The following is a 12,131-nucleotide window of genomic DNA, read 5'->3' on the forward strand; positions in this document are numbered from 1 at the left end:
AAAAGCTGTCATAACGTATACATTAAGAATGAGTAACGCAAATCATCCATCTCAGGATGATCTGGTAGACTGGACATGATATTTAAAATAGGAGTGGCAGATTCCTTCGTCTGAAATCATACAGGGCCCCACAGGAGACTGGGGAGAACAGACCATTCCAAATGCGGGACAGTCAGGAGGTAAGCCTCTTCCTGTAATAATTGCATTACATTGACACATACACGACTCTTCGCCTTCTTTGAAGCGAACATTAAATCGTTTTGTTGCATCATACAAAGAAAGCTCATCACGGATCACAAAACCACTTTTTTCAATGGTGCCTAAGCCCCGCCAATCAGTATCCACGGTAAAAAACACCTCAGAAACCATTTTTCGGGCCTTGCGGTTATCATCAGATGAATAAATAAATGCAGAGGTGTCATCAAAGAGCGACTCGTCATTACGAATCTGACGAACAAGGCTCACAATACCTTCAATAATATCAATTATTTCAAAGCCAGCTATATAACAAGAGAGCTTATGCTTTTTGGCAAGATCGGTATAGGCTTCAGTGTCTGAAATAGTATTAATATGATCTGAACAGAGCAGGCCACGAATATTGAGCTCCGGGTCCATCATCAACAGATCGATGGTTGGAGGTAATAGCCTGATTGAGGGTACAACACAAAAATTTTCAACACCAAGCCTGGCTGCTTCTAAAATCGTTTCGGCAACACTTGGCGCAGTGGCTTCAAAGCCAACAGCCGGATAAACAACGGTGTAGCCAGGTTCACGTCTGGCTATATCGAGGGCGTCCATGGGAGAAGTGATAAGTTCAACCCTGGCACCTTTGGACATAACGGACTCGAGGGACTCTTTACTTCCAGGAACCTTTAGTAGATCTTCGCAGCCTGCTGTAATAACATCGGGCTGAACAGCAATTTTAACAAATGCATCAATATGCCCTGCTGGCATAACACAGACACTGCAACCAGGTCCTGCAACGAGATCAAGATCTTCTGGTAACTGATCACGAAGATCATGTTTTAATATCGCCTTGTTCTGTGTACCGCAGACGACCATAAGGCGCATCGGACGATCAACGAGCTTATGCAACTCATCCAACAGCAGCTTTTGACGATCAAGATCCTTACCCAAATTACAGCTCCCTATACCATACCTAAAGCCCAAGCAATAACCATCACCTGGGCTTTAGTATTTTCGTACGTAATTAAGTTACCCTCAGCGAACGAAAAGTAAGCTAAGATACGCACCTTCATGAAGTCCATTCCTAAAGCATACAACCGAAAAGGATTCCTAACGTACTAAATAATCTTAATTTTCTTATAAAAAATTTTACTTTTCGGCTTCCGCCTCTTTTTTCATTTCCTGATAACTTGCCGATTCTGACACTTTTTCTGATTCAAGTTTCTCAATTTCTTCATGGGTAAGATGAAATTTACCACATGCGGGACATGTGCCGTCAAAATCGTCACCAACGGCTCGCGCCTTCAACTCGTCGATGGTCATATGATCAAGCTTTCCACAGGAACCGCTTGGATTTTCTGCGCGAACCTGTGTTCTACGTCGGTTTGACATTGGAGCTTCCTCCACAAAGTAAGTCACCCGATAAACGGAGGACATTATAATAAGATCTATATTACCTTTTCAATCAAAAAAAACAATAAAGGCGGTCAACTAAAATCATCTTTACCTGCCGCCTTTACTTCTCTACCCATAAGCAAAAAGATTATGGTTTCCCTTGATAAAAGCTCTTAACCCCGGTGAACCACAAATAACCGTGGGTACGTACCTTCACCAAGTTCAGAAGGTGCTAACTGACTATATTGTCAATCTCTGTACCTTTTGAATCTTTGATTGAGACTGATACTGGTATGCCGCCATCCAGGCGGTGGGTTGCGCAAGACATTCAGGGGTCGTAGGCTCGGACCGCCATCTCCACCTGATTAAGCAAACCCTCGTTATAGACACCATCTTTGATGAGCGTTGTAGCAGCCTGCTTAACACTCATATTCATTGGTGCAATATTATGGGTTGTACCAACAATGAGATTGGCCTTGGTTATACAACCGTTGTCATCGGTCTGGTAATCATGAATAAGAGTACCACGAGGAGCCTCAACAATACCAACACCACGTCCAGCCTTAGGTTCAGCCTTAGCCCGTACATTTGTATCAGTAATACCTTCCCACTCCAGAAGCTCTATGGTGCGCTCACATGCATAGATCATTTCAATGAGTCGTGCATAATGATAGAGGAGCGTCTGCTGTGCAGGACGACCAAAAGAAGCACGGAATTGTTCAAGTGCAGCCTGGGCCTTTGGTGTGGAAATCCTGTCACAAACATTTATGCGTGCAAGGGTGTTTGAGCGGTAGATTCCTTTAGGAGCAGAAAGCTCCATATCAAAACCTTCATTCCAATTCTTGGCATAAGGCATTTTTGAATACCCCCATGGCTCAACGTGCTCGCCGAGATGGGTAAGGTAATCAGTCCCTTCAAAATCATCGTAACTTCCGTCAGGCTTCATCAAACGAAGCTTGCCATCATACAGTCTGAGCGCTCCATCTTCCCGGTCAACTGTCCCTAGGAATCCGGTAGTAATCACACCAAGCTCGCCAATAACATCCATGTATTTAGAAAATACATTTTCAACGGCAAAATCCAGTGCATAGGTGGAGAAATCTAGCAGAGTGCGACTCCCTTCAAGGAGTTCGAGTCGCTCTGCTTCTGTCATTGGTTTTGCAAAACCACCAACAACACCCGCAATGGGATGAATCGCCTTTCCAGCAAATTTATCCAGCATCATCTGACCGAGCTGACGCATCTTAACAACCTGGGTTGCAAGCTCAGGAGCCGCTTTAACAACACCGATAACATTTCTGACAGAATAATCTGCATCCGGACCTAAAACAAAGTCAGGCGCTGCCAAAAAGAAAAAGTGTAGAATTTTATCATTGATGTGAGCTAAAACCTGGCACATTTCCCGAAGCTTATGCCCTGTTGGAGTAGGTGTTACACCAAATGCTCCATCAACAGCCTTATTGGATGCTAAGTGATGCATCCATGGGCAAATTCCACAGATACGATTAACGATACGGGGCACTTCTTCAGCAGGCCTGCCCTCTATAAATTTTTCAAACCCGCGAAGAGACTGGATATGGAGAAACGCATCATCCACGTTACCATCATCACCAAGATGTATCGCAATCTTAGCATGCCCTTCAATGCGGGAAACTGGTGCTATATTTAATACCTTTCCCATCTTAATCCTCCTCTACGACCTTCTTTTTCAGAGGTCGAAGTGTTCCATGGGCTCCTGAAAACCTCAGTATTGAGCGGCGATCTATAACTGATTTATAGTCAATGCCGTTACTTGCAAGAGCGTTCATCATATCAAGCAGCTGATTTCCATCTTTTCGTACCGGGCCAAAGCAACCGCGGCATGGCACTCTTGCACTAATGCAGCTTGGTGCTCCACGTTTTGCACAACCCGCTGCAGTTACAGGACCCATGCAGAGGTACCCCTGCTCAAGCAGACAGCGCATTTCATCAATTGGCTCACCCGCCTTAAATTCGGCATTGGTCAGAAAACGCTTCAACTCCTTCACTTCCCCCTTTCCTTCCCGCCTGGTTGGACAACTATCACAGACACTCTTTCCAGGCAAAACCGGATCTCTGCCTTCAACAAGTGATATGATAACCTCTGCAATAAGCGCAGGATTTGGTGGGCAGCCAGGAAGCTGCATGTCGATTTTCACCTTCTCATCACATGCATACACACGGTCAAGAAGCGGTGGTACCTCAACACTTGGAATCGGAGAATCAGGATCTGTTGATTCAGTGCTGAATATATCGGCCACCGCATCATCTAAATTCTGCCCATTCATCAGAGCAGGAATCCCACCATGGGTGGCGCAGGTACCAAGGGCAATAAGTACCTGACATTTTTCCCGCATCTCTTCTAAGATTTCAATGTGCTCGTGATTGCTGACGCCACCGGTCACAATTCCCACAACAGCTTCGGGAATTGTGAGGGTCACACCCTCACCACACTGACCAAAATATTTATGATCCATCAACACCGGCGCATGTACAATATCCAGTGCTTCAGTGATTATAGGAACGAGATCTTCACCGATATTCAGGATGGCAATTTCACACCCTGAACAGGATCCCAGCCACTCCATAGCTGTAGTTACACCCATATCTCCCTCCTGTTATGCCGCTTTGGCATCTTCACTGATTACAGGACCCAACTTTTTCACCTGGGCAGTCATTGTAGTGACCGCGTCGACAAATTTATCAGGTTCCGCTGAAGATACCCAGGCAAGGCTGAATCTCTCCGCTTCATATCCAAAATCTTCCAACAACTCTACGACCATATCTGAGCGGGTCATCGCTTTATAATTACCATCCAGGTAATGACATTCACCGAGGTGTCAGCCAAGTACCATAACCCCATCTGCGCCCTGATTAAGTGCATCCATAATAAATTCAGGATGAACCATACCAGAACACATAACTCGAATAATCCGCACATTAGCCGGATACTGCATTCTGGCAGTACCCGCGAGATCAGCGGCGGCATAGGAGCACCAGTTGCAGCAAAAAGCAACAATTTTAGGCTCAAAACTCATGTGATCTACTCCTTTCAACTTTAAATTTTATCTCGAAAATCCCCTCCACGCCGCACAGGGAGAACAACGCATGCGACAGGAGAGGCTTCGATTTAATTCAAGATTTTTTTAAATCAGACAGCAAGAGCCGCCTGTATCTGCGCACTGATCTGCTTCATGGTGAATCCTGCAACAAAGACTCCACGCTTAGGACAAGTTCCCTGACAGAGACCACATCCCTTACACTGCGCCTTATTCACCCTGATGATCTGTCCCTCACCAGCCTCTCGGTCGGTCAGCGTAATCGCACCGTAAGGACAAACATCCACACAGAGAGCACAACCATCACAAAAATTCTCGTCCACAGTTGCCTTTATGGCATCAAGTGAAACACTTGTTTTCGAGAGCAGGGTTGCAGCTCTTGAAGAAGCAGCAAGGGCCTGGGCCACCGACTCTTCAATGGGTTTTGGATAGTGGGCTAACCCCGCGACAAACATACCGTCGGTTGAAAAATCAACCGGACGAAGTTTGGCGTGAGCCTCCTGGAAGAATCCGTGTCCATCAACAGGAACCTTATAGAGCTTACCAAGATCAGAAGCATCAGCCTTAGGTCGTACAGCAGTTGCCAGAATCACAAGATCAGTCTCAATTCTGAGCGGTCTATGCAGAACATGATCCCACACTTCAACATTCAGAACCGTGCCATCTTCAGTGACCTTTGGTTTGCCGTGCAGTTCATAGTTAATGAAAATCACACCAAGCTTTCTGGCCTGCTTATAGAGAGCTTCCCGCTGTCCGTAGGTGCGCATATCCCGGTAGAGAATGTACACATTACGTTCAGGGTTTTCTTTCTTAAGAGCAATGGCTGACTGTACAGAGTGGGTACAACACACCTTTGAGCAGTACATGTTGTCACCTTCACGGGAACCAACACACTGGATAAAAACAAAGCGCCTGGCACTTTTCACATGCTTTTCTTTCAGCTCAAAGAGTTTATCAAACTGTACAGAGGTAACCACGCGGGTAATGTTATCGTAGTTATATTCCTGCGGAGTAAATGGCTCCCCACCGGTTGCAACGATTCCCGCACCATGCTCAATAACCTTACTTTTACCATCTTTTGTGGTAACGGTTGAACGGAAGTTACCAACAAACCCCTCAACAGCAGTGACCCTGGTCTCCTTATGCAGGATAATCTTGTCGTTCCAGATCACCTTATCTACAAGCTTTGCCAACTGTGTCGGCACATGCTCGCCTGCCCAGGTATGCTTAAGATGCAGGGCGTTACCACCAAGGGTATCAGTCTGCTCGATCAGGTGAACTTCAAAGCCCTGTTCGGCAAGGTTGAGTGCAGAGGTCATCCCCGCTACACCGCCACCTATGACCAGACCTTTCTGGGTTATTGGTACTGAAATGGGCTTGAGAGAATCTCCATAGGTTACCTTGGCCGCAGCCATGCGAACGAGATCTTTAGCCTTCGCCGTTGCACCCTTCGGATCCTGCACATGTACCCAGGAATCGTGGTTTCTGATATTTGCCATCTCAACCAGATACTCATTGAGGCCAGCGGCTTTTAGGGTCTCTCTAAAAAGCGGCTCATGGGTACGTGGTGTACAGGCAGCAATAACAATTCGGTTAAGATTCTGTTCCTGGATACGCTTGGTGATCATATCCTGAGTATCCTGGGAACAGCTGAAGAGATTACGCTCCACATACACAACATCTGGAAGCGTCTCTGCATACTGCTCAACCGCCTCAACATCAACGATACCGGCAATATTAGAACCACAGTGACAAACAAAAACACCGATTCGAGGTTCTTCTTTGGCGATATCCTTTTCAGTTGGAAAGGTTGCCTCAGTAGTCAACTCATGTCTTGTTGGAGCAAGAAGATCAGCTACAGCTGCAGCGGCGGCAGAACCTTCAACAACAGATTGTGGAATATCCTTAGGGCCAGCGATGGCTCCACAGGTAAAGATTCCCTCGCGAGACGTCTGAACAGGGGCAAAATCAGAGGTGGCTGCAAAGTTATCTGCAGTCAGTTTGATGTCTGCTGTGTGAGCAAGCTCCAGCACATGCTTTGGAGTCTGCAGACCAACAGAGAGAACAACCATGTCGTAGAACTCTTCTATCTGACGGCCTTCTTCGTTAACATAGCTAAGACGACAATCACCACCAACACCATCGGTTTCAACGCCGTTTACACGACAACGGACAAAACGAACACCTGATTCATTCTTGGCACGCTCGAGATACATATCGAACTCTTTACCATGGGTACGCATATCCATATAGAATATGGAAGTCTGCAACCCTGGAACGTGGTCTTTAGCTATCACTGCTTCCTTGATTGCATACATACAACAAACTGAAGAGCAGTATCCGTTACCACAAAGATTTTCATCCCTTGAGCCAACACACTGGAGGAATGCTACCTTACGGGCAGGCTTACCATCGGAGGGACGGATAAGGTGTCCTTCGGTGGGGCCAGAGGCTGAAAGATATCTTTCAAGCTGCAGCGCGGTGATAACATTTTTATTGGTACCGTATCCCCAGACACCTGCATCTGTTGGATCATATGCTTCAAAACCGGGAGCAAGAACCACAGCGCCCACATTGATTTCGTGCATTTTTTCGGTGTCATCAAAATTAATTGCACCGGCATCACAAACCGTCTCACAAAAGCCACATGCACCTGGTTTTTTTAGACGGATACAGGAATCCGGATCAATTTGATACTTGAGGGGTACAGCCTGGGCATATTTAACATAAATTGCCTTACGCTTACCCGTTGCAGCGTCATATTCGCTATCAACTTTTTTCGGACATTTTTCAGTACATGCCCCACAGGCGATACACTTATCCACATCCACGTAACGGGGAGATTCTTTTACCGTTACATTAAAATTCCCAGCGTTACCATCTACTCCAACAACTTCGCTGAGCGTCATCAACTTTATATTCAAGTGCCGACCGCACTCTACCAATTTTGGCGCGATGATTCACATCGAGCAGTCATTGGTCGGGAAGGTTTTGTCAAGCTGGGCCATGGCACCGCCAATGGCTCCAGACTTTTCAACCAGATACACGTAGTATCCGGAATCAGCGAGATCAAGGGCTGCCTGCATCCCTGTCACTCCACCTCCCACGATCATTACCGACCCAACTTTCTTTGTGTCTAGCATGACGTGTGTCTCCTGTCGAATGGTTCTCAACATCCTCTTGTATCTTCAGAAGGATGTCTCATTTCTAAATATGCCCAGCCTCAAAGAGGATACGAGCACTTCCTCTTAGCTCTACTGCTTATCGGGCATAATCAATGAGTCTGAAACAAGCTCCCAAAGATATTTCACTTCAATACCTAAATCATATTCCTTGTTCAGGGATTTCATGATCTGATCGCGGCAATTGTGACATGGGGCAACAATCAGTTCAGCACCGGACTCAGTGATCTGACGTGCCTTGGTTCTGCCATAGAAAACCCGTTCATCAGCGTATGGTAGCGCCCAGGCACCACCACCGGCACCACAGCAGTATGCACCATTACGGTTGGGATTAAGTTCGCGGACATCATCACAACAGGCACTGGCTACTGCGCGGCCTTCTTCAAAATAGGCCTGACCAAAGGCTTTCAAAGACTTGCGACCGTAGTTACATGGATCATGGTATGCAGTGGGAATATTATGAATAGCCTTATCAAGCTGAATCCTGTCATTCTCTATATATTCAAGGAGAAGATCGAACACAGTTGCAATTTTGAATTCTTTGAGTGCTTCAGGGTACCATCTGTTCAACCCGGACCGGGTTGCAAAGTATGCATGGCCTCACTCTGGGAGGAGGAGGACTTTACAGTTCAACCTCCGCATGTTGTCGACTATTCGCCCGACAACGGTCTTCATCGATTCATCATCACCGGAAAATAATCCCCAGTTAACACCTTCCCAGTTTTCTGTGGAAATGGTCCAGGACTCCCCTGCGGCATAAAAAATTTTCCACCACCACTTCATGTCATCGGGCTCTCCAAAAGGCTCTTTGGAGTTCACAGTAACCAGCACTCTTGCGCCATGAACATCAAGGGGTGTTACAAAACCTGGACAACTTTCTTCTGCCAGTTCTTCCCCAAGATCTTCACAGAGAAAAACAAAGTCATCTTTTGGAATACCGAGGTTATTACCGCGCTCAAGACACATAACCACACCTTTGTGGATGGGCCCTGGCACCTTATCACGCTCTCTTGTGCCACGAATTTTTCGCATAAGCGAGATAATCTGAATGTTTTCAGGACAAGCCTCTTCACACTTGGCACACATGGTACATTTCCATGGCCAGGTTGAATCAACGAGTTCCTTATCCATCCCTAGTACAGCCATACGCACAATCTTTCTGGGATCAAGACCATCTACACCTGAAATGGGGCAAGCACTTGCACAAGTTCCACAGGTGAGACAAGAGTCTGCCCAGGATGGATCGAGTGCCAGTTGACTTTTAAAACCATTTACCGCATAGGGTTCCAAGTCTGTTTCTTCAAAGGCCCCAAGGGCCGATGGATCGACATTAGTACCCGGACTGACATGTGGTTCTCGGCCGAACTTCTCGCAGAGTTTCTGGTAGTCGTGAAACTTCATAAGATACTTTCTACCAGGCCCTTCTGTCGCGGGAAGGGTTCCGGCATTAATCCAGTTTCTTATGGTGTTTCGATGGACTCCAAATTCTTCTGCAAGCTGGCTGACTTTAAATTCGTACATCATAAAAGGTCACCTCACTTAACTTTTAGAGAAAGAACTTGTGAAACCTTCTCACACGCTATATTAACGGCTTTTGTCATTGCAGGAGAAAGCCCCGGCGCAATTTCTTCGGGGATAAACTCAATTTGTGCAGCTAAAATCAACACCTTGATACCGGTGTTTTCCTCTAACTCCTGCAATAAATTAACAGTGGGGAATTGATGGAGGGAAAAATCGTGGATCTTCTTGGCAGGAATTTCAGTGGGGCGAATCTCAAAAACGTCACCCGGAGCCCTGTCTGTAAAATCGACAGCATCCAGAATAACAAGCCTATCAGGCCGCCCTTCTTCCATTAATAGATAGTCAAACAGATATTCCCGTATACAAGTCCCCACGTCAATCGCCTCAACGTGGTCCGGAAGAGCATAGGTATCATTTAACTTGTCAACGACGGAGGGACCATAGGCGTCGTCCCCCATAATAACATTTCCACAACCAAATATTTTAACGACTTCGTCTTTTGTTCTCATTGTGCAAACAGTGCCTCATGTTCAAAGTTTCAGAGAAAGTACCATTGGTCTTCTGTTAAAGCAATAGCAATTTTCCCTAAGATTCCATGACCTACAGCATGTTTGTGAAACTATTACTATTCTAGACCAATTTTTCCTGTCCATTATTACCATAACAGCAAACCCAGCACCACAAAGTGACACTATCCACACTGTTTCAAACACTTAGACCACATTAACTCCAAATATACCACGATGAAGGACCTGATAAAATTGGTATGAAACAGGGGTATTGGTATTACCAAAGACAGAACAAGGACCATAATGTACAGGAGGAAAAAAAGTAAAAAACCAACAGAGAAAGGTAAAAACGAAAACTTATTCAGATGTGCAAATGAGGCTCTAGCGAGAACTAGAGCTTGAAGCAGAACTAAGAAAAAAACTATAATTTACTCAGCAACAACTCACTACAGTTACTATCTGTAGTGAGTTTAATAGGGTACGCACGCAACTCATCGAGACTAACCCGACAAGCGGAAAAAATTTTAGTATCGCTGGATCAGTACCGTGTGAATTACCCGAAACAATGAATTTACCTCAACTCAGTCTCTTGTTTTTTATAACAGGTTTTCCTGAGTAAGGTACTAAAACCCATTGGGATTATTTTTCTGCCAGCGCCAGGTATCTTCGCACATTTCTTCCAGACCATACTGTGCTTTCCACCCCAACTCATCGAGGGCTTTAGCAGGATTTGCATAACAAGCCGCAATATCCCCAGCCCTGCGCTCTACGATCTGATAAGCGATTTCAACGCCAGAAACCTTGCCGAACGCTCTGACCATATCGAGTACGCTATAACCATTACCAGTACCAAGATTATAGATAACAACGCCGGGTTTTGTTACCACCTTGTCAAGAGCCTTCACATGCCCGAGTGCCAAATCAACCACATGGATATAATCCCGCACCCCGGTTCCATCTTTAGTGTCGTAATCATTACCGAAAACTGACAACTTCTCGAGTTTACCTACTGCAACCTGAGAGATATATGGTATCAAATTATTGGGAATACCGTTGGGATCTTCACCAATTTCACCGCTCTTATGGGCCCCAACCGGATTAAAGTATCGAAGCAAGCAGACATTCCATTGATCATCTGCTGCATGCAGATCTGCCAGGATTTCCTCAACCATGAGTTTTGTTCGACCGTATGGATTGGTACATGAAAGAGGAAAGTCTTCAGTTATAGGGACCGTCGCAGGATCACCGTACACTGTTGCAGAAGAGCTGAAGATAATATTTTTCACTCCGTACTCCGCCATAACTCCCGCAAGAATGAGGGTTCCGGTTATATTATTATGGTAATAGAGAAGTGGTTTTTCCACCGACTCCCCCACCGCCTTTTTACCGGCAAAATGAATTACAGCATCGAAACGGACATCAACACCGGCAAACACCTTCCTCAGAGCCGCCCTATCAAGAAGATCGACTTCAAAGAAACTGACAGCCTTGCCTGTCAATTTTTCAACACGGTGTAACGACTCAATACTTGAGTTTGACAGATCATCAACTACAGTTACCTGATGACCACAATTCAACAACTCAAGACAGGTATGACTCCCAATATAGCCAGCCCCTCCGGTCACAAGAATATGCATATAATCACTCTCTTTTTAATTTAGCTGAGATAAAACATTGTGTACTTAAACCCTGCAAAAGACTACCCCAATGAGCGGGATAAGTGTCTAGAAGGCCTCACTACGTTCACTATCTGGTGATAAAACTAAACGTACGATTAGAAATTCAATTCCTGATTTTCCCGGACTCTACGCTACCTGTTTTTATGACAGGCTTTCAGGAACAAGGCACTAACTGCACTTCTAAAAGTGGACTATAAAAATTCCGCTTTGTTCATTCCAGAAAACGGAGTACCTTAGCAAACATTGCACAACCGTCTGGGAAAAAAGGCGTTACCAGTAGTTCATTTGACCATCAGAATAAACAACGAGCTACAGGCAATCACCAGCATCCTTGACATAAACACACAAAAGCACATCAACACATTAACACACAGCAGGAGTCATCACCATGCCATACGTAAACATCAGAGTTGCCGGTACCTTAACAAAAGAACAGAAGGCTGAAATTTCAGAAGGAGTCACTAAGGTTATCAGCAAGGCCGCCAACAAGCCACCTGAGGCGATCCTTCTTTTTATAGACGAAGTACCCCACGAAAACATCGCTAAAGCAGGCAAGCTTCTCGAGCCACCAAAGTAAAACAG

Annotated in this window: 10 protein-coding genes; 1 reads left to right on the plus strand and 9 read right to left on the minus strand. The window is 45.6% G+C overall.

Annotated features, from left to right (window positions below):
- Nucleotides 1-51 precede the first annotated feature (51 nt).
- From hypD to galE, 9 genes are all read right to left on the minus strand, one after another.
- Complete coding sequence (gene hypD / locus ACX6CI_RS15315) at nucleotides 52-1,137, minus strand: hydrogenase formation protein HypD (protein WP_458774518.1); 1,086 nt, start codon at nucleotides 1,135-1,137, stop codon at nucleotides 52-54.
- A gap of 198 nt (nucleotides 1,138-1,335) precedes the next feature.
- Complete coding sequence (locus ACX6CI_RS15320; protein WP_458774519.1) at nucleotides 1,336-1,578, minus strand: hypothetical protein; 243 nt, start codon at nucleotides 1,576-1,578, stop codon at nucleotides 1,336-1,338.
- A 331-nt stretch (nucleotides 1,579-1,909) separates the two neighbouring features.
- Nucleotides 1,910-3,262 carry a Ni/Fe hydrogenase subunit alpha gene (locus tag ACX6CI_RS15325; RefSeq protein WP_458774520.1) on the minus strand — a complete coding sequence of 451 codons (1,353 nt, stop codon included), beginning with the start codon at nucleotides 3,260-3,262 and terminating at the stop codon, nucleotides 1,910-1,912.
- Nucleotide 3,263: 1 nt separating this feature from the next.
- A complete protein-coding gene (locus tag ACX6CI_RS15330; RefSeq protein ID WP_458774521.1) occupies nucleotides 3,264-4,205 on the minus strand; it encodes an NADH-quinone oxidoreductase subunit B family protein in 942 nt (313 codons plus the stop codon).
- A 12-nt stretch (nucleotides 4,206-4,217) separates the two neighbouring features.
- Nucleotides 4,218-4,637 carry a hydrogenase iron-sulfur subunit gene (locus ACX6CI_RS15335; protein ID WP_458774522.1) on the minus strand — a complete coding sequence of 140 codons (420 nt, stop codon included), beginning with the start codon at nucleotides 4,635-4,637 and terminating at the stop codon, nucleotides 4,218-4,220.
- 113 nt (nucleotides 4,638-4,750) lie between these two features.
- On the minus strand, nucleotides 4,751-7,834 hold the full coding sequence (locus ACX6CI_RS15340; protein WP_458774523.1) for an FAD-dependent oxidoreductase: 3,084 nt from the start codon (nucleotides 7,832-7,834) through the stop codon (nucleotides 4,751-4,753).
- Between the two features lie 78 nt (nucleotides 7,835-7,912).
- Nucleotides 7,913-9,361 carry a 4Fe-4S dicluster domain-containing protein gene (locus tag ACX6CI_RS15345; RefSeq protein ID WP_458778475.1) on the minus strand — a complete coding sequence of 483 codons (1,449 nt, stop codon included), beginning with the start codon at nucleotides 9,359-9,361 and terminating at the stop codon, nucleotides 7,913-7,915.
- Between the two features lie 14 nt (nucleotides 9,362-9,375).
- Nucleotides 9,376-9,870: a hydrogenase maturation protease gene (locus tag ACX6CI_RS15350; protein WP_458774524.1), complete on the minus strand. Its 495-nt coding sequence runs from the start codon at nucleotides 9,868-9,870 to the stop codon at nucleotides 9,376-9,378.
- Between the two features lie 623 nt (nucleotides 9,871-10,493).
- Nucleotides 10,494-11,507: a UDP-glucose 4-epimerase GalE gene (gene galE / locus ACX6CI_RS15355; protein WP_458774525.1), complete on the minus strand. Its 1,014-nt coding sequence runs from the start codon at nucleotides 11,505-11,507 to the stop codon at nucleotides 10,494-10,496.
- A gap of 430 nt (nucleotides 11,508-11,937) precedes the next feature.
- Here galE and ACX6CI_RS15360 point away from each other — a divergent pair, with 430 nt between their 5' ends.
- Nucleotides 11,938-12,126 carry a tautomerase family protein gene (locus ACX6CI_RS15360; RefSeq protein WP_458774526.1) on the plus strand — a complete coding sequence of 63 codons (189 nt, stop codon included), beginning with the start codon at nucleotides 11,938-11,940 and terminating at the stop codon, nucleotides 12,124-12,126.
- The last annotated feature ends 5 nt before the right edge of the window (nucleotides 12,127-12,131 follow it).

The sequence above is a fragment of the Desulforhopalus glucosivorans genome (assembly GCF_054397165.1).